19 protein-coding genes and 2 pseudogenes are annotated in these 22,983 nt (G+C 41.4%); 4 read left to right on the top strand and 17 right to left on the bottom strand.

Features of this window, described 5'->3' with window-relative positions; genetic code table 11:
- Window positions 1-13: 13 nt before the first annotated feature.
- Window positions 14-832 carry a phosphotransferase family protein gene (locus V1501_RS11580; RefSeq protein ID WP_409288258.1) on the bottom strand — a complete coding sequence of 273 codons (819 nt, stop codon included), beginning with the start codon at window positions 830-832 and terminating at the stop codon, window positions 14-16.
- A 151-nt stretch (window positions 833-983) separates the two neighbouring features.
- On the bottom strand, window positions 984-1,220 hold the full coding sequence (locus V1501_RS11585; RefSeq protein WP_409288259.1) for a hypothetical protein: 237 nt from the start codon (window positions 1,218-1,220) through the stop codon (window positions 984-986).
- Window positions 1,221-1,485: 265 nt separating this feature from the next.
- On the opposite strand from V1501_RS11585, the pseudogene V1501_RS11590 reads away from it, so the two are divergent.
- Window positions 1,486-2,172, top strand: a pseudogene (locus V1501_RS11590) (AAA family ATPase); the annotation flags it as partial.
- 7 nt (window positions 2,173-2,179) lie between these two features.
- Here the strand turns inward: V1501_RS11590 and V1501_RS11595 are convergent.
- Entirely contained in the window at window positions 2,180-2,464 is a 285-nt protein-coding gene (locus V1501_RS11595) for a hypothetical protein (protein ID WP_409288261.1), read from the bottom strand.
- Window positions 2,465-2,602: 138 nt separating this feature from the next.
- On the opposite strand from V1501_RS11595, the gene V1501_RS11600 reads away from it, so the two are divergent.
- On the top strand, window positions 2,603-3,493 hold the full coding sequence (locus V1501_RS11600) for a DMT family transporter (protein ID WP_409288263.1): 891 nt from the start codon (window positions 2,603-2,605) through the stop codon (window positions 3,491-3,493).
- A 25-nt stretch (window positions 3,494-3,518) separates the two neighbouring features.
- On the opposite strand, the gene V1501_RS11605 is transcribed toward V1501_RS11600, so the two are convergent.
- Entirely contained in the window at window positions 3,519-3,779 is a 261-nt protein-coding gene (locus V1501_RS11605) for a hypothetical protein (RefSeq protein ID WP_409288264.1), read from the bottom strand.
- Between the two features lie 275 nt (window positions 3,780-4,054).
- Here V1501_RS11605 and queF point away from each other — a divergent pair, with 275 nt between their 5' ends.
- A complete protein-coding gene (gene queF, locus V1501_RS11610; protein WP_409293330.1) occupies window positions 4,055-4,552 on the top strand; it encodes a preQ(1) synthase in 498 nt (165 codons plus the stop codon).
- Between the two features lie 171 nt (window positions 4,553-4,723).
- Here queF and V1501_RS11615 read toward each other — a convergent pair whose 3' ends face one another.
- Entirely contained in the window at window positions 4,724-5,422 is a 699-nt protein-coding gene (locus tag V1501_RS11615; protein WP_409288266.1) for an SH3 domain-containing protein, read from the bottom strand.
- 208 nt (window positions 5,423-5,630) lie between these two features.
- A complete protein-coding gene (locus V1501_RS11620) occupies window positions 5,631-5,924 on the bottom strand; it encodes a DUF3219 family protein (RefSeq protein ID WP_409288268.1) in 294 nt (97 codons plus the stop codon).
- Window positions 5,925-6,353: 429 nt separating this feature from the next.
- Between V1501_RS11620 and V1501_RS11625 the strand changes: the two are divergent.
- Window positions 6,354-6,827: pseudogene (locus tag V1501_RS11625) on the top strand (alcohol dehydrogenase catalytic domain-containing protein); the annotation flags it as partial.
- A gap of 342 nt (window positions 6,828-7,169) precedes the next feature.
- On the opposite strand, the gene V1501_RS11630 reads toward V1501_RS11625, so the two are convergent.
- The 11 genes from V1501_RS11630 to V1501_RS11680 all read right to left on the bottom strand — a co-directional run bounded on the left by V1501_RS11630 (window position 7,170) and on the right by V1501_RS11680 (window position 22,983).
- Entirely contained in the window at window positions 7,170-8,282 is a 1,113-nt protein-coding gene (locus V1501_RS11630) for a CapA family protein (RefSeq protein WP_409288270.1), read from the bottom strand.
- Between the two features lie 44 nt (window positions 8,283-8,326).
- Window positions 8,327-9,691, bottom strand: coding sequence for an amidase (locus tag V1501_RS11635; RefSeq protein WP_409288271.1), 1,365 nt, complete (start codon window positions 9,689-9,691; stop codon window positions 8,327-8,329).
- Between the two features lie 108 nt (window positions 9,692-9,799).
- Window positions 9,800-11,566, bottom strand: a complete 1,767-nt coding sequence (locus tag V1501_RS11640; protein ID WP_409288273.1) for a M28 family peptidase — start codon at window positions 11,564-11,566, stop codon at window positions 9,800-9,802.
- Between the two features lie 153 nt (window positions 11,567-11,719).
- Window positions 11,720-13,777, bottom strand: coding sequence for a sigma-54 interaction domain-containing protein (locus tag V1501_RS11645; RefSeq protein ID WP_409288274.1), 2,058 nt, complete (start codon window positions 13,775-13,777; stop codon window positions 11,720-11,722).
- Between the two features lie 121 nt (window positions 13,778-13,898).
- Window positions 13,899-15,002 (bottom strand): zinc-binding dehydrogenase, encoded by a 1,104-nt coding sequence (locus V1501_RS11650; RefSeq protein WP_409288275.1) that lies wholly within the window; start codon window positions 15,000-15,002, stop codon window positions 13,899-13,901.
- A 35-nt stretch (window positions 15,003-15,037) separates the two neighbouring features.
- Window positions 15,038-16,393 (bottom strand): amidase, encoded by a 1,356-nt coding sequence (locus V1501_RS11655; RefSeq protein ID WP_409288277.1) that lies wholly within the window; start codon window positions 16,391-16,393, stop codon window positions 15,038-15,040.
- 16 nt (window positions 16,394-16,409) lie between these two features.
- Window positions 16,410-17,861, bottom strand: coding sequence for a sodium:solute symporter (locus V1501_RS11660; protein ID WP_409288278.1), 1,452 nt, complete (start codon window positions 17,859-17,861; stop codon window positions 16,410-16,412).
- A 178-nt stretch (window positions 17,862-18,039) separates the two neighbouring features.
- Window positions 18,040-19,284: a M20 family metallopeptidase gene (locus V1501_RS11665; RefSeq protein ID WP_409288280.1), complete on the bottom strand. Its 1,245-nt coding sequence runs from the start codon at window positions 19,282-19,284 to the stop codon at window positions 18,040-18,042.
- Window positions 19,285-19,485: 201 nt separating this feature from the next.
- Window positions 19,486-20,913: a sodium:solute symporter gene (locus V1501_RS11670; protein WP_409288282.1), complete on the bottom strand. Its 1,428-nt coding sequence runs from the start codon at window positions 20,911-20,913 to the stop codon at window positions 19,486-19,488.
- A 110-nt stretch (window positions 20,914-21,023) separates the two neighbouring features.
- On the bottom strand, window positions 21,024-21,707 hold the full coding sequence (locus V1501_RS11675; protein ID WP_409288283.1) for a hypothetical protein: 684 nt from the start codon (window positions 21,705-21,707) through the stop codon (window positions 21,024-21,026).
- Window positions 21,708-21,786: 79 nt separating this feature from the next.
- A complete protein-coding gene (locus tag V1501_RS11680; protein WP_409288284.1) occupies window positions 21,787-22,983 on the bottom strand; it encodes an MFS transporter in 1,197 nt (398 codons plus the stop codon).

Raw genomic sequence — 22,983 nt, forward strand, 5'->3', positions numbered from 1 at the left:
TGCCCGGCTGCCGTTATCCCTGCAAGTGGAGCCTGGTCCATGCCTCGATTTGTAGAGGCACACCAGGAGGAAGTGCAGGACCCAGATCATTACTCAGCCTGGCACCTGACCAGACATAAAATAAAGGATTATCGCCTGCAGTTGTTCCGGCGGCCTCTAAGTATCCCATTTTCCAGCCGGCAATGAACGGATCCAGGACCTTTGCCTCCATCATCCCATGTCCCAGCAGTTCCAGGATTGCATGTGTCCTTGCTGTATCAAAGCGCCAATCCCCCGCAGAGGAATTGGCCCAGTCGAGGATAGCTGTTATACCTTCCCCATCTGTCATTACGTTCAGGGGATGATAATCGAGATGAAGCAGACAGCCGCCTGAGGGGCTTATTTCGCCGCTGATGGATTCCATTAGGATTCTTTCCTCATCGTCCATAGGTTCCAGCCATCTTCTGCCGCATGACACGGATGGTATATTATGTATGCCGGCCTGTGCGGCTCCGAATAGATAGCCGATGCGTTCTGAATTGAGGGGATTTAACTGTAGTTCCTCAAGCAGAGTCCTGCCTCTTCCCCATTCCATTACCATGACTGCCGATCCTCCGCCCGCCTGGACCGCAATCGGCTTTGGCACCGCAATGCCATAGTGCCGAGCATGTTCCATTATATCTTTTTCAAAAATAAACTGATTCAGCCGATCTTCAGGCAAAACCCGGACAGCATATTTCTGTCCGCTCCTAACCTCAATCCTCCAGACTGTACTGTCCCTCCCGCCTGAAACCTGTTCTGCAGTTTGTATATCCCTGTTCAATAATTCTTCAACAAATCTTCTCAGCTTCATTTTGACTCCTCCTCTCTTTCATAATATGGCCATCCTTTACTCAAGAGTATGTCTCAGCCCGTCTTTTGGGTTTAAAAAAGACATAAGAATACAAAAAAGCCTGCTAAAATGAAAATAGCAGGTCAGGTGCAGTATTTTATGTTAAGTCAATCTATACTGATATTTCATTATGGATGAATGCAGAAATGACAGCGGCTGCCGAATCGGCATCAGGAAAATATTGAGTTGCCCGCTGGTGAGGCAGCCTGATTTCATATTTGCTGATGTGGTCTGAAAAACTGATTTCCAATTTTTCGTTTTGCCTGCTCAGTGTATGGGAAACATTGCTTTCCCGGTATGGTGAATCGGCTAAATCTTTCAGGAGCTTTCTAATCTGGTACATATCCAATTGCCCCGCCCCCTTTCAATTGTGAGGGGTATCAAATGTATTCTTTTCAATTATAGCAGATTCAGCCACAAAATGACATTACAATCACATGACATTCACGCGGTTTCATGACTTACATTTTTTAGCCGGAAGCCTTATAATGAAGTGCCCGGTCAATCATGGTATACTCCGTTTATACATAGAAAATGGAAATATATAAGGAGAATATGGTATGGAAGCATTTATAAGAAAAATGATTATTAATCATGATCGCATACCCGCCTACAGCGATTATCCGTTCAGTCTTCCTTCAGTTAAAGAGGTGAAAGAAATCAGCTTCCACCCCTCTGTTACCTGCTTTGTCGGGGAAAATGGCAGGGGAAAATCGACACTTCTTGAAGCACTGGCAGTCGCAGCAGGGTTTAATCCAGAGGGGGGCTCACTCAATTTTAATTTTAGTACCTATGATTCACACTCTGTTCTATCAGAATATGTCCGTCTGGTAAGAGGAGTATTCAGAGCGGAGGATGCTTTTTTTCTGCGTGCTGAAAGCTTTTATAATGCCGCTACTTATATAGAAGAAGTCGGCAGTGAAGAATTTGACGGCAATATCCATGATTCCTACGGAGGTAAATCCCTGCATGAACAGTCACATGGCGAAGCATTTTTCTCTACCTTCAATGCCCGCTTCAGGGGGAACGGCCTCTATATCCTAGATGAACCAGAAGCAGCTCTGTCACCTCTGCGCCAGCTGTCCATGCTGTCCCGGATCCATGAGCTGGTAAAGAGCGGATCGCAATTTATCATCGCCACCCATTCGCCCATCCTCATGTCTTATCCTGACTCTGTAATCCTGGAGTTTTCGGACGGCGGATTGACTCAGCGTTCCTTGCAGGATACAGAACACTTCCAGCTTATGCAGCAGTTTTTCGATGATCCAGACCGGATGATCCATCATTTGTTAAAGCCATGAGAAGTAATCATGAATCCAGCCCTGTGTAAGAACGGTGTTCCGCCTGGACAAGGTCAATCAACGCAATTCTTTCTTCTTCACTATTCAGCAGTAATTTAAGGTTATCTCCTTGTTTAAGATATTGGGTGACGGCACTGCTATTATGTATGATGTATTCATATCGATAGTCAGCAAGCAGCGCCTGGAACCAGGGTTCTTTCCTTAGTAAAGCATAATTTTTAGAATACTGGTTTTTCTTAAGACTGAATAAATCCAGGATAATATCCACCGCTTCAAACAACTGAACTATCATAATTCTGGCCCCAATCGTATTAATAGTGTGATAATCATGGTAACAGTATATTTATCTTTCATTCTATGATACTTAATCATCCATATAATGTAAAATACATAGGTTGTTACAAGAAATATTAACCAGGAGATGACTGATTTGTCCCGTAAAAATATCGTACTTCTTCTCTCACTTGCCGCATTATGGGGCGCGTCTTTTTTATTTATACGGATTGCCGCCCCGGAATTCGGTCCCTTCCTGACAGTGGAACTGAGGGTGGCGATTGCTTCGATCGTACTGCTGGGCTATGCATCAATTGTCCGCTCACGCTTCAGTTTCCGTGAGCACTGGAAGGAATATTTAATGGCCGGTGCACTGAATGCGGCCATCCCTTTTGCACTCATCACGATCGCTGAGCTGCACTTGACAGCTTCCACCGCTTCGATCATTAATGCAACCACGCCGATGTTTACAGCGCTTACTGCCTGGATTTGGTTTAAGCACCATCTTTCAATGAAAAAATGGGGAGGCATGCTCCTGGGTTTGGCGGGCGTCGCCATCCTGACTGGTTGGAGCGCCAATCTCGGACTGCCTTTCCTGCTGGCCTCCCTTTCATCACTGGGGGCAGCCCTGTTTTATGGAATTGCCGGCAATTATATTGTTAAAGCCCTGCCCGGTGTAAAACCGCTGCAGCTGGCGATCGGACAGCAAATCGGGGCATCATTGGTTTTATTACCATTCGCGCTTGCAAACCTGCCGCATTCGGCACCATCGCTTCCATCTATCTTTTCAGTTGCAGCTTTGGCGGTTTTTTGCACATCGCTTGCTTATCTCCTGTTTTTTCAGCTCCTGGCAGCAGCCGGGGCGGTGAAGACTGCAAGTGTAACCTTTCTGGTTCCCATCTTCGGCATCATTTGGGGAACCCTGTTTCTTGACGAGCAGATCCATTTCACTACAAGTCTCGGCATGGTTATCATCTTCATAAGCATCATACTGGTAACAGACCTTAAGTGGGGCCGTGTGAAGCAATCGGCAAATAAATCTGCATAGAAAATGAGCTGTCCTTCCTGACAGCTCAGTACAACCGCTGAAGGATTTCCAGCTCTTCCAGAAGGATACCGATTTCCTGAGGACTCAGCCTGACCAGCATTTGATCATAGAGCGTAATGATCTGGCCATCTGTTTCGCCTTCATGCAGCTTAAGATAGCTGTATAGCTCGTTGATCTGCTTTTCTTTAAGAGTTGTTTCGGTGTACAGATGTTTCACTTTCTGCAGCGAGAATTCCTGGGTTTCATTATTAAATTCACCTGAAATGATTTGTCCATCCAGATACAATACATTCAGCCCCCCTTATTCATATGTCTTACTTTATTTTTCCCTTCCAGCGCAGGAATATCCAGGAGGAATCATACAAAGCATAAACTATTGATATTTCTTCCCGGTTCGGATATAATTTCACAGATGTAAACTTTCATATCTTCTGTTCCGAAAGAGGTTCATAGCGGAAACCCTCTATAAAAAACTATGGCACTGCTATTGCCATGTCTTAGAGGGATGTGGTTTTTATTTTGCACTCTTTTGACAGACCCGATAAATAGGAGGCACTAATGATGGCAGGAAGACAAAAAGACGAGCTTCAGGACATAACGCTGCTCGGCAATCAGGGTACTAAATATCTGTTCGAATATTCACCAGAAATACTGGAATCCTTTGATAATAAACATCCATACCGCGACTACTTCGTAAAATTCAACTGCCCGGAATTCACGAGCCTCTGCCCGATCACCGGACAGCCTGATTTCGCGACAATATACATCAGCTATATTCCTGACAAAAAAATGGTGGAAAGCAAGGCTCTTAAGCTGTATTTGTTCAGCTTCAGAAACCACGGAGATTTCCACGAAGACTGCATGAATATCATCATGAATGATTTGATCAAGCTAATGGATCCCAGATACATCGAAGTTTGGGGAAAATTCACCCCGCGCGGCGGCATCTCGATTGATCCTTATACGAATTATGGAAAACCTGGCACGAAATATGAGGAAATGGCCCATCACAGGCTCATGAATCATGATTTGTATCCGGAAAAGGTGGATAATAGGTAATATATCGAAATACTAGACACGAATTGCTGCTGCCTTAGCAGCAATTTTTTTTTGCTATATTTCCCTTTGAGTAAATCACTATATCTCACTTGGCATTGAACTCGTCCCTATGCAGTGTTATCCGTACAGAAAAAATTGTACAAAAAAAGAGGGCTGATAACGCCCCCTCCCTTATCTATTCGTAATCCCCGCAAGCTCTGTTTGCAGTTTTCCTTTATGGTATAGCTTTATCAAGCCAATGTTCGCTGCATAATATGAAGTTATCCCTGATTGGTCTTTAATCTCCAGGCAGTTTGTAAATGTGCCAGCGGCCGTTTTGACGGTTTTATTTGTTCCCGAGACCCATCGGTACTCTCCTTCCCCTATCAGCCATTTTTTGTTGACCTTGACAGGATACTGGATCGCAGTTTGGAATTCAGAAAAAAGCTTCCCTGTATGCAGTCCCTTGGAGTCTTCTTTACGGATGAATCCTTTTTCGTTGTTCATGGTCCAGACATCCCATGCTCCGCTTTTGCCTGTATAGTATTCTGTGTAATAGGTTCCACTTTTCTTATATACATTGACTTTATTCTTATCATGAAGATATGTAAGTTTGAAGGATAAATATTTTGTAGAAACATAGGCCTTCCTGGATTTATAACGGATTTCAGACCAGCCTGACCTGGTTTGTGAGTAAACGGTCAGCTTTGTCCCATTTTTATAGTAGCCTAAAACTTTGCCATTGGTACTTGGAGCAGATCTGACATTCAATGAACCTGAGCCGACATTGACATAAGCTGTTTTCGCAGTGGCAGCCTCTGTTGATTGAAAGGGAATCAGTACAGAGAACAGGAACATGAAAAATACGGTGAATTTGGCAAGACGTTTCATAGTTTCCTCCTAGCATTTAATAACTAGATTTTACCATATACCCTACAGGGAGGTCTTCACTATTTTATGACAAAATCCGACTGACACTCCACTCAATTTAGTAAACGAATGAACAAAGTAAAGCCCCTGTCATGTGACAGAGGCTTAAGGGGCTGAATCTAGGTGTAGTCATAGCTTTTCCAAACACCCATATCATTAGACAAAAATATCAGCCATCTTTAACTTGAATCAGTTCCAGGTGGAATTCACCCGTTGCGCCTGCATTGTATAAATTAGTGAATGATGTCCAGTAATTACAAATCGTCCCCCTGAATTCCAGCTTTTTATCAGGAACTGAGACATCAAACTCCTGTTTGTACAGAAGGGTCGTGATATCGTGATATTCTTCATGAGTCACCGTAAATTCAAACATGATTTTTAAGAGTCCAGAGTCCTGCTCCTCCTGCTGGTAGTTGTACACCTTTAGCTCCGTTTCATTAAGTTGTACCTTCGTTTCCATCATGCAGCCTCCTCTAGTTGGGAATACTTATATTTTCCCTTTATTATGCTCTTTTACCCTTCATAAAACAAACATGAGTTTTTATACTTTCAGCCCATGCATGGAAAGGAACCTGATCAGGACCAGTAATAAATAAAATAAGGCCGTGGTGCGGAGTAAAAGGCGCAGGAAGAAATGCGGGCTAGATAAATGATGTTCACATTCGCAGAGACCAGCAAATCAGATGCGGTCACCTAGTCAGTTATATCTCCCATGCCCATTAGGTTTTGAACGATATGATTCAATCATTTATTCTTTGGGATTGTGTTGTTTTTAAAGTCCATTGGAGTCATTGCAGGAACTGTATAAGTGCCAAACCCGGTGAATGAGGGGAATAATAATGATCAATAATTATATGGAAGACTAAAATGCCGAAGGAATGCCGTTCAAGGCATTAAGGATGTCAGGGTAAAAGAAGTCCCGGATCCGAAGATTGAGAAAAAAGATGATATTATTGATTACTACTTCTGCGATCTGCGGCTCTAATCTTCATTTAATCCATGGGATGATCCCGAATTTTCCTGAAGATGATATTATTGGCCATGAACCAATGGGAATGGTCGAAGAAAACGGACGGATGTGAAAAAAAAAGGCAATCGCGTAATCATCCCATTTTATGGGGCTTTACGGAATGTTTCTACTGTAAGAATCATTTGGAGAGCCAATGCGATAATCCAAATGATAATGGTGATAAGGGAGGCTTTTTTGGCTACTCGGACTTGACAAGCGGCTATCCTGGAGGACAGGCTGAGTTCCTTAGGGCCTTATGCGAATTTTACTCCTTTTAAAATCCCGGAAAATTGTGAAGTGGCAGATGAACAATTGGTGCTGCCTGCTGACGGTGCTTCTACGGCTTTTTATGAACTGCATCCACTAAAATGGACAGTAAAATAAAAGGTCCTATTAAATGATTCCGGTATTTGTACCGGGGTCATTTTATTTAATCTCCAACGGTAACGATGAGTATTATGACTTTGCATTCAGGCGAATAAGTAATAGTCTGTGATGAAGCACGCAAAATGTTGGGGTTCTTCTCTAACTTATTCATCTGAGAATCCGAGTATAGCTGTTTTCTTGTAAAATAACCTCCGTCCATAATCATTCTTTATTATAAACGGGTTTTCTACCAGACGCACAGAAAACCCGATTGAAGGACACTTTTAATGTAGTGTCCATTAATCGGGTTATAGCTCATATTATAAGGTTATTTTAATTATTACTATTCCAGACAACTTTATTATCTTCGATTACGGTTACCGTACCACGCTGATTATTAAACTCATTTAATCGATTGGCAATATCTAAACAATCTTGGTTACTAGTTTCAATTGCTTCACCAATTTCACTGATGACTGCTGGATGGAGCGTAACCCCTTCAACACTAAGCCTTTTAATAGAAGTAGTTAGTTTGATATCTGCAATACAGCTTTGGCGGTTTTCTGGAAGCTTAGGCGGGAATTTAATGGTACAGGAAGACATATCCAGACCTATTCCTGAGTATTCGTAATGAGAAATGTAGTTTCCAAGACTGTAAAGGACAGGCACTTCTTTATCATCTTTGCCTTTGAATGCTTCCATACCATATGGAGCATGTGCATGGTGCCCAAGTATAATATCAACACCAGCATCGGCGGCACGCTGCGCAATGATTGGCTGATATTCTGCAATGACACCTTGATATGGAACACACCATTGAGGCGGTACTCCCCAATGAAGGGCTAATATAACAAAATCTGCTTCAGTATTCGCTTGTTCAATCATTTTTTCAAGTAATAATAGATCTTCTTCAAAGGGAACCGATTTAATATATGGCGCAGTTCCTGGCTGCTCCAAATCAAGACTTGGTCCTATTTCATAGAAGGATGTAACCCTTATACCTGCGATACCAGCACGGTTGTGCATGGCCTGGAACCCGGGTGCCAGTGTAGTTGCCCAAGAAAGGAATGCAATTTTATGATCCCCTGTCTTAAAATATACTGGCTTGATGGCTTCTTCAAGATTAAGGCCTCCTCCTGCATGAATTACGCCAATGCGATCTAGTTCTTCCTGTGTTTGAAGAAGTCCCTCAGGGCCCCAGTCCATCGTGTGATTATTTGCAATCGACACCACAGTAGGATTCAATTCTTTCAACCATTCCCCTGCTTCGATTGGCTGTTGTAATCGAAATTGCTTATCAGCGGGAGCACCAGGTGTATGCATGATTGGGGACTCCAGATTTCCAATTCGAATATCAGCGGCGTCCCAAGCACTCCTAAATAATCCCTTGCCAATTTTCTGCGAAAGTGTAATATCACCTACAGCAGCAATACGAATTGATGACATTTTTTTACCTCCAATATTTTATTTTATGAGAAAACAACTAGCCCTTAAATAAGTGGGCGTTTATATCCTCCATTAGCGGTTTGGAAAGTATCGGCAATGCGATAAACGGATGCTTCATCATGGTGACGCCCAATGAATTGAATTCCCACAGGTAAGTTTTCAGATGCCGTAAGGCCTGCGGAAACCGTTAAGGCAGGATTTCCGGCAATATTAAACGGAATGGTTCGTTGGAGATAATCAAACGTCGTGTCTTCAAATGAAGGATCACGTTCTGTTGCAGGACTTGGTGAGGTTGGACATACCAGTATGTCAACACGATCGAATAGACGGTCTATTTTTACAGTAAACTCTCTTTTTCTTTCTAGTGCTGCCACATAACTTACGGCTGGAACCTTGAATCCTTCCGCCAGAACGATCTTCGTTCCTTCGGCGTAATCAGCTTCTCGTTCTGGATACCATTTCTTATGATGGAAGGAACCTTCTGACATCAATATTGGAAGAGCGATTTCGCCTATGGTTGCAAGTTCAGGAATTTCGATGTCCACAACTTCAGCGTCTAATTCAGCGAGCTGTTTAATGCCGGCATTCACCAATTCTCTTACTTCTGGGTGAATGGATGCTGAGTCGATCAGTGAACGGATGACACCTACTTTCATCCCTTTAATCGAACCGGTAAAAATCGAATTGAAATTGACTGGAGTAGAAGAAATACTTTCCAACACAATCGCATTGTCACGAACGGTTCTAGTGAGCGGCCCAATATGATCCAATGAATGGGATAAATGGAATAATCCCTTACGCGAAACTCTATCATAGGTGGGCTTTAATCCGACAATCCCACAAAAGGAAGATGGCAGGCGGATGGAGCCTCCTGTGTCGGTACCAATGGATGCAAATCCAATTCCGGCGGCAACGGAAGATGCCGAACCTGTACTTGATCCTCCTGAAGTTCTATGGATATCCCAGGGGTTATTACACTGGCCATAATCAGGATGAACAGAACCATATGCGAACTCAAGCATATTGTTTTTAGCAAAAATAATCGCACCAGAAGATTTTAGCGCTGTAAAAAGGCAGGCATCCTCATTTGGGATATAGTTTTGTAGAATCCTTGATCCTAATGTCGTTTTGATTCCCTTCGTGTGGAAGATATCCTTAATTGAAACTGGCACACCATACAATTTGCCTGCTGCTTCACCTTTAAGAAATACTGCTTCTGCTTCTTTAGCTTTCAGGAGGGCCTCTTCTGCCATCACTGTAATAAAAGCATTTAACTTTGGTTCTAGTTCATCCAAACGCTCCAAAGTTGCTTTTGTTACTTCAACCGGTGATACCTCCTTCCGACGATACAACACACCAATTTCATCGATTGTTTCAAATAGTAAATCTTTTGCACTTTTTATTTCCATTTCGGTTTCTCCTCCATTTCCAAGGCTGGTCTGGATGAGCCTTAAATGCTTTATTCTTTAATTATAAAAAGAGTGTCAGCAAGCTCCTGACACTGAAGAGAGCACAAACTATTGAGATAGTAATTCTCGTGCTTGTTGCAGAGCCCAAATTACACGGTTTTGGCCGCGAGTTAGATGAGTTTTTAAAACCTTATATTCGTGTGATCCTTCTTGCACTTGTTTAAAGTTTAAGGCAGGTGCAATATCTGGCAGGGCAGGAACATTAAGAGCCGGATCATGCCAAAATTTCCCACGCTTCGTAAAGTTAATTGGAACTAGGATTCTTGCTAACTTTTCAATAATTACATTTGCTTGTTTTACTTGAGGGTTACTGATTTCCAAACCCTTTAATGCGTTTGCTTTTTCATAGAATGCTAGTAAGTCTTCGCGAAGTGCGGAAACCTCATTTAATGCTAGAGTAAAATCAAAATTGATGCCTGCTGCAGCCTGGTAGGATTTAATTGTATTGTCAAACTCTTCCGTTGTCTTCACAAAATTAAACGGATGAATCGAGCTATTAACTGCACGTAACACCCCAGTAATATAGACTTTAATGTCCTTTACTAGGATATCTAAATCTGCTACATGCATTAAATCTTCTTCTGTGTGCCATTCAATGTTTGCTCCACAGCCACCTACAGGATAGTAGCCTTTTTCTTTTAGAAGCTCCTCTGGAATGCTGGAAGAAAGCATGAAGAAGGAAGTAATACCAATGTTGTTAAAAGAATAATCTCCTGCACGAAGTGGTCTCGATCCTTTGGAAGGAAGATTGACAGCATCCTTAATAACATCTGTACAGAATTCATCGACTTCGCTCATCCACATCATATACTCATAAGAAGTCGCCCAGCGGCAGCCCGGAGAGTCACAGTTCACCTGTGCAATACAATTTTTATCCAAATCTAATCCGAATTCGTCAACAAACCAGCTAGAACCAGCATATCTTCCCGTTGAGTGACCTGTCCAAACAGCAATCCGCACACTTCTTTTTAACTTGTCACGATTCTTATAGAAGATGCGGGCCATTTCAAGTAATGCTGCATTACCGGTAGCATTATCTCCGATTCCTTCATGCCAAGAGTCTAAATGCCCGTGCAGGAGGACGTATTTTTCTGGTTCTTCTGTTCCTTCGATAAAAATATCGATAACCGGACATTTCATCCAGTCTTTTTCTAGGAATGTCTTGAATTCAATGGTTATGCTTTCTTTTTCAATTAATGCTTTTAACTCGTCTCCATCGATTTTATTGATCGCAAGGACTGGGATGGTAGGTTCGTTATTCATATTATCTAAATCGGGTGCACCCCAGATTGGCGTACAAATGCCCTCGTGAATATTCCTGCCAGGGTTTATGAAAATCATCGCATTTACTCCCTTTTCGGCAAACTCCCTTACCTTTCCTGGCATCGCATACCCTTCAGTTAGGACGATTTTTCCTTGTAAATTTCCTAAATCGCCATCTACTGCCGTTCCAAAAATATCATTAATGCCTTTTGCATATCCTGTAGAAATGTAAACAAGCTCGCCACTGACTGAAACATCACCGGTTGCAATTGAAAAAGAAGGTGTTTTAACGCGAATTTCTTTTTCAAACGGAGCGGTTATTTTTAGATAAGCCTTTTTTGGAATGCTTAAATATAATTCAGGGTGATGGACTTTATGAGGTACACCCCATTCTTGTAGATAATTCGTTAAAAAGTCAGCGGCAATTCTTTCATCTTCACTTCCAGATTCACGAATTAAGGTACTGAATCTTTCTAGGACCGCTTTAGGAACCTCCGTATTAATTTCATCAAGCAAGCTTTTCTCAAGAGCAATATTTGTAACAGTTGCCATAGATTTTTCCCCTTTCTCGAATTCATGGTTTCATATACTATACATGCAAGTATTGTGCCAATTTATCAAACTGCAAAAGTAGTAGAAATAAAGATCTCATTGGCACATACGGATTGGTTTTTAGGGTCTAATAGGCTAAAAAAGGCTGTCCAATTAGGACAGCCTTTTCATTACTTTTTCGTTTTCACTTATGATTCGTTCCATTTCTTTCATAGAATTCATACCCATTTGGGTTAATTTGCTTCCCTGGCCTTTTGTTCCAGATTGAATAAATCCTAAATCCCTCAACGTTTCCATTCTGCGCCGAACTTGTTGATCTGTTAACATGACTCCCTTTTCTTTAGCGTACGTGACAATTTTCCCCCGGCCTATGCTTTTCCGCTCCTGAATTGCTTCTAGTAAACTACATAGAATCGTATGAAAATCTATCAAGTCACCTTCATTAGTAAGCTGCAAAAGGGTATCATCAATTTTTACAGTTGGATCAGTGTGGCGAAATTGTTCTGGTAAATCATTTAAAGTGATAACGTTATTTTCCATCACTGTAATCATGTATTGGACAACACTTGCCAGTTCTCTCACGTTACCAGGCCAGTGATAATTCACCAGCTCTTCCAAGACATCGTCCGATAAAGCTGGAACGCTGGGACAATATTCTTCAAAAAAATGAGAGATTAATTCCGGAATATCCTCTTTCCGATCTCTAAGCGACGGGACGCGCAGCGGCAAAACAAATAATCTATAATAGAGATCCTCTCGAAAGCTTCCATCTTCGACCATTTTTTTCAAATCCTTATTTGTTGCAGCGATCACACGTACATTGATTGGAATGATGCTTCTCCCGCCAACCCGCATCACTTGTTTTTCTTGTAATACACGCAACAGCAGTGTTTGAAGGCTTTTTGGTGCATCCCCTATTTCATCGAGGAAGATGGTACCATTATGTGCTAATTCAAATAACCCTTGTTTGCCTCCTTTTACTGCACCTGTAAATGTCCCTTCTTCATATCCAAAGAGTTCGCTTTCGGCTAATGATTCTGGTAAGCCGGCAAAATTCACGGGAATAAATGGTCCGCTATGACGGAGTGATAATTGATGGATAGAATGGGCAAACAATTCTTTTCCTGTTCCATTTTCCCCGAAAATTAATACAGTCCGGTCTGTTCTGGCGAGCTTATTCATAATATGCAGAATATCTTTCATTGGCTGACTTTTACCAATGATATCCGATATGGAATACTTTGAGGAGAGGCCCTTTTTTTGTATCTTCTTTCTAATTTCCTGCTCCAGAGCCTGAATCCGTGTTACATCCTGAAAAGCTGTTACATCCCCGCTATTTTTTTGATCCACTACAATGGAACTATTATTGATAATTAATTTTCTTTCGTTAAAGGAAATAACATGGTTTTTTTGAGAATCATCTTTTATATAGGAATCCAGCTTCAATTTTGGAAGTATTTCTGAAACTTTCTTTCCAATGATCTCATTCTCTGAATGATGCATACCGAGCATCGATTTTGCGGATCTGTTTATTTTAATAATCTTCTTTTCGGCATCTGTCGCAAGAATTCCCTCATGTACAGTATTTAAAATCGCATCCAATTGATGATTGAGATGGGCAACCTCTTTAAAGGAATGCGAAAGGTTTCTGCTTAGTTTTATGATTTCTTGGATGTATCTGGCTGACTGAATATTGGCTCGATCGATATTGATGTTTAATTTTAGTGAAAGTTCAATGAGGGTTGAAAAATCTAATGGGCGCAACCCGATATCGATTATTCTATTTATCCCTGTAGGAACCATTTCAAGTGCCTCAGGAATAATGGCGGCCTCTACTTTTTGATACGTTTTGATTCCAGGGTAATAGGGATAGAACGTTAATTCAAAACCGAGGTTTTCCAAAATTTCGATCGTTTCTGAGGCAGAGGAGGCTAAGTTATTCACTACGAGGCATTCAGTTCCTGCCGGCAAAGAGATTAATTCTTCTAGTCTTGCAATATTTATCGTCCTTCTAGCAATTAAGACTTTCTCTTCGGGGTACTGGCCGTCTTGAAGCTCTTTACTAGAGAGCAATATGATATCAACGTTTTCATAATCTTGACATAGCTCAGGTGATATAATGGTCGCTTTTCCATTAAAAAAGGCAGAAATTTGATTAAAAAACAATTTATAAGTACGATTATCTTTCGTGACGGCTAAAATCTTAGGCAACCTATTCCCCCCTAATTCAACTTATCTTAAAGGATATTGTAAAGTTTTTTGATTTTTTATTCAATTAAGACAATTCAAAAAATAAAAACAGCCGACAGGCTGTTTTTACCGTTACGATTTTTCAACTTATCTTTATTACTATTTTTCCAAAATGCTTTCTATCTTCCAACTCTCGCTGCGCCTCAGCAATTTCCTCGAAAGGATATACTTTATGAATAGTTGGATGTAATTTTCCAATCCAAATCAGGTTCGTCACCTGCAAGAAATCTTCCCAATTCCCCATTGGTGCGCCTAATATTTGACGGTGACGCTGATAAATTTCTCTTATGCTTAAATCAGGCGAATCACCGGCTGTTGCTCCAGATAAGACGATTTTCCCTCCCATCTCTAGGCAGCGCAAGCTATTCCTTATGGTAGGAGCCCCTACCGCATCAAAAGCGGCACTGACCCCCTGTCCATTGGTCCATCTCATTACTTCTGCTTCCCAGTCACCAGTTGAATCAAACGCCACGACAGCACCTTTTTGAAGTACTTTTTGACGTTTCTCTTCCGTACTGGCAATTCCGATTACAGTGGCGCCTGCTGCTGCCGCAATTTCCACCTGGGCTGACCCAAGACCCCCAGATGCTCCAACCACTAGAACCACGTCTGAAGGATTTACCTTCGCAACCGTCATAACACCTCTCCATGCAGTAGTGTAAACAACTGGAGCAGCTGCAGCTACTTCCGATGGAATGTGAACAGGTACAGGAATTATATTGCGTGAAGGGGCCACTACATATTCAGCCAAACCACCCCAAAAATGTTCCCCCAATATTTGATAGTCATGGCACATACTTGGTTCTCCACGTCTGCAAAAGCGGCATTCATTACAACCAATAGCAGGATTGATAATGACTCTTTCCCCTATAGCAGCCACCCTTTTCTGTCCAGGGAGATCTTGACCATAGTATTGAACAGTTCCGACAATATCTACACCTGATATATGCGGTAAAGTGATTTCTGGGACACCAGGTCCACTTAAGCCCTCTCGTGCAAAAATGTCTAGGTGATTTAATGCCGTTGCCTCAACTTTAAGCAATACCTCCCCGGTCCCTGGAACGGGAATTGCGATTGATTCAAACTTTAGTACTTCCGGTCCTCCATGTTCCCTGATGACAACAGCTTTCATGGTATCAGGAATATGGTCAGGTTTTATGGTAATTATTGAATCGTTTTTTATCATGGTATCCCTCCTTCCGCCTTATCCATTTCTCTGATTTAAATTGGAGGCTGCTTGTAGCCGCCTGTAGATTGCTGGAAGGCATCACCTACACGATAAATGGTTTCCTCATCAAAGTATCGTCCAATGAGTTGCAGCCCCACTGGCAGATTTTCTGAACCAGTATTACCCGCTGACAGAGATAAAGCTGGATGTCCACTCATATTAAATGGAATCGTACGCTGAGAAATATCGATATTTCCATCCTCAAAGGATGGGTCCTTTTCAGTAGCTGGATATGGGACCGTTGGACAAATCAGCACGTCAACCTGTTTTAATACTTGATCAACTGCTTCTGTGAACGCCTTTTTCTTCTCTAACGCATCCAAATAGCTTACTGCTGTAACCTTATAGCCTTCTCTTAGGTTGGTAAAGGTATTGGGAGAATAATCTTTTTCCCTCGAATCAAACCATTTTTGGTGATACGCCGAAGCTTCCGCAAGGACAATAGGCATGGCAGCTTGTTCGATTGATTCAATTCCTGGAAGCTCTACATTGTATAGCTGAGCACCTAATTCCTTAAGCTGCTGAATGGCAGATACCATTAACGCAGATACTTCCGGATTCATAATAGAATCGGTTAATGATCGGATGACGCCCACTTTTATCCCGCGAATCTCTCCCCAGGTATCGAAATTAAAGCGGCTGGATGAGATGTGCTCCAGAACAATTGCATTATCTCGGACAGTCCTAGTCAGCGGACCGATATGGTCTAAAGAATTAGATAAAGGGAACAACCCTTGACGTGAAACTGTTTCATAAGTTGGCTTCAGCCCAACAATACCGCAAAAGGAGGATGGAACGCGGATGGAGCCTCCTGTATCCGTTCCGATTGACGCATATCCAATTCCTGCGGCAACTGACGCTCCTGACCCAGTACTGGATCCGCCAGCTGTACGGCTTACATTCCACGGATTATTGCATTGACCATAATCTGGGTGTACGGACCCGTAAGCAAATTCAAGCATATTATTTTTCCCAATGATGATGGCGCCATTATCCTGTAATGCACTATAAACAAAAGCATCTTCTTCTGGAACAAAGTCCTTCATAATTCTTGATCCAAGTGAAGTACGAATCCCTTTTGTCATAAAAATATCCTTCAATGATACAGGTATCCCAAATAATTTACTGGCATTTTCCCCTTTTACGAAAACCGCTTCAGCTTTTCTTGCTTTTGCCAAAGCTTGCTCACCCAGGACCGTAACAAATGCATTTAGCCTTCCCTCCAATTCCTGTAAGCGGTCTAAAGTTGCTTCCGTAATCTCGACCGGAGATACCTCTTTTTTTCTGTATAATGTACCGATTTCTTGAATTGACTTATAAAGCATTAGCTTCGTATCTGTTGAAGGCAATGTAAGTTCCTCCTTTTTATCCTGCTATTGTGTTTCCGGACTCCGCTGCTTGAACATCTTTAAAAAATGGCTGTAATGCTTGTTTTGACACCGGCTTCGATAGTAAGCTAACCAACACCATACCTAATAGACTTACCGGTACACTGATATAAACAGATTCCAATCCAAATGGGTTGCCAAGTGATAACCAAAGTATAGCACTGCCTATTCCGCCAACCATGGAAGTAATAGCACCAGCTTTTGTTGCCCGTTTCCAGTACAACCCTAACAAAATGGAGACTGCAAAGGATGAACCAATCAAGGCAGCTGCATTAATCCAAATTTGCTGAATTAGTGGCAGTGGGTTTAACGCAAACGGAATTGGTAAAATCCCCATAATCAATACCACTATTCTGGTAATCTTTAATTGTTGTTTGTCGCTTAATTTTTTCTTCATTACATTTTTCATAATATCATGAGAGATTGAACTTCCAAGCATTAGCAAAATGGCACTTACAGTAGACTGAATCGCTGCTAAAATCGCTGCTAAAAGCAATCCACCCAGTACAGGCGGCAATAGATCCATGGCGATTGTAGAGCTGGCTAAATCTGGTGAAGTTAAATTAGGATATAGAACCCTTGCACTAACCCCAAGGATGGCGATTGAAACCGCTACAATTGCCTGAAAAATAAAAGATACACCTACTGCACGACGGATAGTTTTATTATCTTTTATAGAATAAAAACGAACAGCAATAATAGGATATCCGATCATCATGATAAAGAATGACAGAGCGACTGCCGTTAAAGCAGATGAAGGCATCCCGTTGGACACAAGATTCGGATCAATAGAAGATAATGAATCATTTAATTTACTAAAGCCCCCTGCCTTGGATACTGCAAAAGGCACCGCAACCGCAAATCCTAGAGCAAAGACAATCATTTGGAGCACGTCAGTATATGCAATGGCAAATAACCCTCCCATCACAGTGTAAGCAATAAATATAATGGCAATAATCAATACACCCCATGTAATTGGGATATCGAAAACAACATTTAATAAATACGATCCCCCAACTAATTCAGCTACTACTGTCATCCCGTAACAAATTAGTAAAATTAGAACAGAAATCACTCGGATGGCATTACTTTCATAGCGGGTTCCTAATAGGTCTGGAATGGTTAAAGCCTTATTAGAATTAAAGAATGCTTTCATTTTAGGTGCAATAAAGATGGCCATGATGACCCACGAAGCCCAAATCGCCAGCCAAATCCAAGCAAAATTATATCCTACTTGATAGTGGAAACCCACCGTTCCAATGGCTGTACCAGCACTCATCTGAGTGGCTGCAAGCGTCATACCTCCAACCCAGACCCCTAATTTCCCGCCAGCCGCTAAGAAATCCATTTCATTTTGGACGCGGGATTTCATGTAATATCCGATCCCAATAACAGCGAGCATATAAGCGACAAGAACCGCGATAGCCATTATTTTTTCTCCTCCTTTTTAGTGATTGCTTCGGTGACAACAAAATAGGCGATAATGAAGACAACCATTGTAATCCAAATAAACCAATTAGATGCCGATAAACCCAAAAATGTACCCATTTTTCTCCAACCCCTTTTTTAATTGTTTTTATATTTCGAAAATTCAGGATAAGATTCTGCTATTCCGTGACGAATTCTTTTGTTCCACAGAAATTTTTAGCAAGAACCGTTAAGATTTTTGTTGTTTGGATTAAATCCTCGATTTCCATAAACTCATCATAACTATGGAGATTATTGTTGTTTGTACCAGGGCCATAATTAATACCTGGGATTCCATTTTGAATAAACCAGCGTGTATCCGATTGCCCTAATATTCCTACTACAGGAATTGTGGTTCTTGATACCTCTTGAATGGCCGATTGCAATAACTCAATTAGAGGAGAATCCGCTTCAGTTACGGTTGGATTGGTTTGAAAATCTGTCACTCGCTCTACCTGAATGTTCATCTCTGGATCTTCCATCTGAAGCCTTTCGATTATAGCAGATACCCGATTATAAATGTCATCAAGGGTTTGTTCTGTAATCACCCGAAAGTCCACTTCAATCTCACAGGTCCCAGGGACAACATTCACCTTCGTTCCCCCATTGATAACTCCAACATTGACGGTTGTATAACTCATTCCCTCAACTTCTGAAGGTTCATTTTTTAATTGTTCTTGCAGGTTAGTTAATTCTAGTATGACTTTTGCCATTTTTTCAACGGCATTTATCCCCTTCCATTTGAAGGCTGCATGAGCAGGACGGCCTGTTGATTTAATTCTTAACTGAAGAACTCCAGCCATAGCGCGAACGATATGATTGCTGTAGCCTTCCACGACCACCATATCACCGGTAACTAATCGTTGACCAGTGACATAACCTGCTCCGAGAACACCGCCAGTTTCTTCATCACAAGTAGCTGTTATTACAATATCACCATAAAAAGGAATTCCGGACTTCCTTAACGCCACAGCAGCCATAATATAAGCGGTTAATCGCCCTTTGGAGTCTGTTGCACCTCTTCCATATACCTTGCCATTAGCAATGGCTCCTGAAAATGGCGGGTAGGTCCATTGTTCCAAATCTCCTGCTGGAACCGTATCAATATGAGAGTTGAAAATTAAATTTTTCCCTCCTTCATTCCCCTTCATTACAGCAATAACATTTTTCCGAGGTGTTGGCAGATTTAATTTCCTCGTCTCATCCTCAGGCACATTGACTACCTTTACCTCAAATCCTAACGAAAATAATTCCTGTTCTAGAAAGTTACAAATTTCCTCATAGTTTCCTGGTGGATTTTCACTAGGAATTTGAATCAATTTTTGCAATAGAGATACAATTTCATTCCTCATCGAATTCACTACTTTTTCTATTGTCACATTCATTGTTGCACCCCTTTCTCCTATACAACAATATTAATGCAAGTTCTGTGCCAATCTGGTTAACAAGGTTTTTTAATAGTTTTTATTAATGTTTCGATAGGAATTAGGTTTATTTGGGTGAGAATACACGCCTGCTTTATAACCTAAATTATTTGTCTCAAATGACAATTAAAACAGGGGAAGGAATAACCCCCCCTTGAATATTTACTTCACATCCTCAAAGAATGGCTGAAGCGCTTCTTTTGGCACAGGTTTCGTTACTAGACTAACAATAATAAATGAGACGAAACTGACCATGACTCCTGGTATAACCTCATTGATCCCCAGCGGCTTACCTGCCAAATACCAGAACAATGCTGTGAAGAAGCCGCTGATCATCGAAACAATGGCGCCCGCAGCTGTACCTCTTTTCCAGTTAAGGCCAAGAATTACCGTTGCAAAGAAAAAGCTCGCTGTTAAGGATGCCTGGAGAACCACTATGAATTGAACAATGTCCAACTGTCTTAAGGCCAAGAAAATAGGGATAATTCCCAGTACCAGTACCGCTATTCGATTTACCTTCATTTTTTCACTGTCACTGGCGTTAGGCTTGATCATGGTTGCATAAAAATCATGTGAAAAGGCGGAAGCAGATACCATCATAATGCCGGAAACTGTACTCATTATCGCTGAGAGGATTGCTAAAATAATCAAGGACCCCACAACTGGAGGAAGTATATTAATTGCCATTATGGTAGAAGCAATATCGGGTGTAGGCATATATGGGAAGAGTGCTCGAATGGCCATGCCTGCTGCTGCTACAGAAATACCAACAACTGCTTGGAAAATAAATGAAAAGCCGATTGCTAATTTTACAGTCTTCCTATCTCTTAGCGTATACATTCTTGCTAACTCATATGGCGCAGCAGCCATTGCAAACCCAAAGGCTGCACCAAAACCCAGCAGCTCCTTAAAACCGAAATGCCAGCTTAACATATTAGGACTAAATTCGGCTAAGAAATTCCCGACAAATTCTGTTCCACCTGCTTGATTAAAGAGCAATGGAAGGGCAGCAAAAAAGCAGCCGGCCATAATAATCGCCTGAACGAAATCACTATATGCTGTAGCTCTCATTCCGCCAATCATCGTATACAGTAAAGTGATCCCAACGGTTATGACCGCTCCCCAGATGAACGGAATTCCAAATAGTGTCTGAAAAATTTTTCCTCCTGCCTGGTACTGTGCAGTCAGGTAAACGGTATAGGCTACTAATATTAAAAGGGCTGATATTCCCCGAGCCGCTTTACTATTAAATCTAGTACCTACATAATCAGGTACCGTTAACCCTTTAAAAGCTTGGAATTTCGGCCCGACCAGGGTAGCCGCAATTAACCATCCGAACCAAAGACCAGCCCAAATCCAAAGGAAGCTCCCGCCAGTTAAGTAATGAATACCAAGTGTTCCAACAAATGTACCTGCACTCATTTGTGTGGCTGCAAATGCAGCACCACCTACTAAAGGCCCAATGGATCTCCCGGCTACCAAGAAATCCTCTGTTCCTTTGTTCTTGGTTCCCGACCAAATTCCGATGCCAAGAATGACGGCAAAATATAAAACCAAAACCACATAAAACGTTGTACTTACTTCAAACATTCACGATCCCCTCCTTTTTTAGTTATTTTTCACTTTTAACAGCCCATAGGAAATATCCAGCAATCCAAACAACGGTATAGAGGACAAAAAAGGTAAAGGGAGCACCAAGATTAAACATTTACTACTTCACCACCCTTACTTTTTCTTTCACTAATGATCCAAGCCAAAATAATTCCCAGTATCACAGCCAATCCGAAAAAGGTATATAGATTCGAGGTTGTAAATAATCCTGCAGGAGAAGAACCTGTTTTAAGATTTACGTAACTTGGAACGTTCATCATATCCTCTTTGACCATCCCCGAGGCTCCAGAATCAATGATCGGGAATGATTCATGCAGATATTTCCCCTTAGGCAGATTGATATTTAATGCGACTACATTGCCATCTCCAGCTGTATTAACAGCTGGTACAACAAATGGAATTTTTTCAGTATCTGTATCTGAATATTGGTAGGTTACCGTATAGGTAAAATCTCCCTCACTGCCTTCAGGAAGAGATACTAGTACTCTATTAACAGAATTTCCTTTGTTTAACTCATAGGTAAGCTTCTGATCCTCTCCATTAATGACTAAATCCTCAAACCCTGTACCCCCGATGTTGGTAACGATATGCTCTAATGTTCCCTGAGGGATACTTTCGGAGTTTGAAATCGTTATTATTTCTGTTACTTTAATAACATCTTCATACGTAACTTCAAGGTTTGCGCTTTTTAAAATTGGCGTTCCTTCTTCTGCTGAAACCGTACTAACTGAAAACAGCAGGATGCCAAATAGCAGCATGGTTATCCTTTTCATTGTCACTTTTCCCCCTCCATTTCGGTCTTGATCTCAAAATTCTTTAACTTAAGAATCGACGGAAAATCGAATCAAAAAATTAAATACTAATTTCTTTCTCTGAATCTGCGGATTTTTGATGTTCAAGCTCACCGAAAGTGAACGCAATACGAATCAGACAAGCAATAAAACAGACGATCCAGATAATTTGGAAACTCCCGAAGGTATCATAGAGCATACCAAATACATATCCAGAGATGGCTGATCCTAATTGGCCAACCGTATTCATGATACTAATAAGCGAACCCGCGCTATTTACATGAACTAATTCAGTTGCGAGAGTCAGCATCGGGGCCAAAGACCATGATATAGCAATCCCGATCAAAAAAGCTGTAAAATATTTCCCCGTGTCGTTTAAGAATATCAGCCACAAACAACATCCTGCAGCTAAGATAGAACCAAACATGAGAGTTGATTTTCTTTTCCCCATCAAATCAGAAAGCCTGCCTGAAAGTGGGGCTCCGATGATTTGAGCGATCATCATAATCGCCATAACCAGACCGGCCTCCTGTTTCGTATATCCCATGGACGTTTCCAAATAGGTAGGCATCCAAGATAAAAAGCCAGACAGTCCAAATAAGCCAAAAAAGGAAATTCCCAAAAGACGGTGGATTTTTTTATCTTTTAACAAATTCAAGAAGACTCTTGGCTGGACTTTTTTCTTCCCTATTTCTGAAGTGTTTTCACCCTTTGGCACCTTTAAAAATACCAGTAAGGTTGGCAAAAGGAGAATGGATAACAGCAAAAATAATGTGTTCCATTCTACATAGATTGAAAGAATCGGAAAAACCGTTAAAGTTAATAACGACCCGACAGCTGCGGCACCTTCTAGTATGCCAATGCTTAATCCTCGTTTTTCTCTAGGACTATGAATTGATATCAGCTTTATCGCCGGAGAAAATATCATTGCCGCTGAAGCCCCCATCATAAACCTTAAAAAAAGTGCCAGATAAAGGAAATGCGTCAATGAAAAGATTATTGACGAAATCATCATCAGAGACAATCCAAGCACGATTAGCGATATAGGTGAATATCGGTCTGCAAGAATTCCTGCAGGAATTTGAAAAATAGCATATCCAAGCAAAAAGGCGGATAAAAGTCCTCCTACTTCAGTAAATCCAACATGATACATACCTTTTAGATCAACCAGGAAAGGAACAACTTCCATTCGATGAGACAGAGCTAGAAAGTGAATAAAGCTTACGAAATAAACCATGAACCATTGAAATCTATTCAC

It is taken from the genome of Paraperibacillus esterisolvens (assembly GCF_046237625.1).
GTDB lineage: Bacteria > Bacillota > Bacilli > Bacillales > DSM-1321 > Paraperibacillus > Paraperibacillus esterisolvens.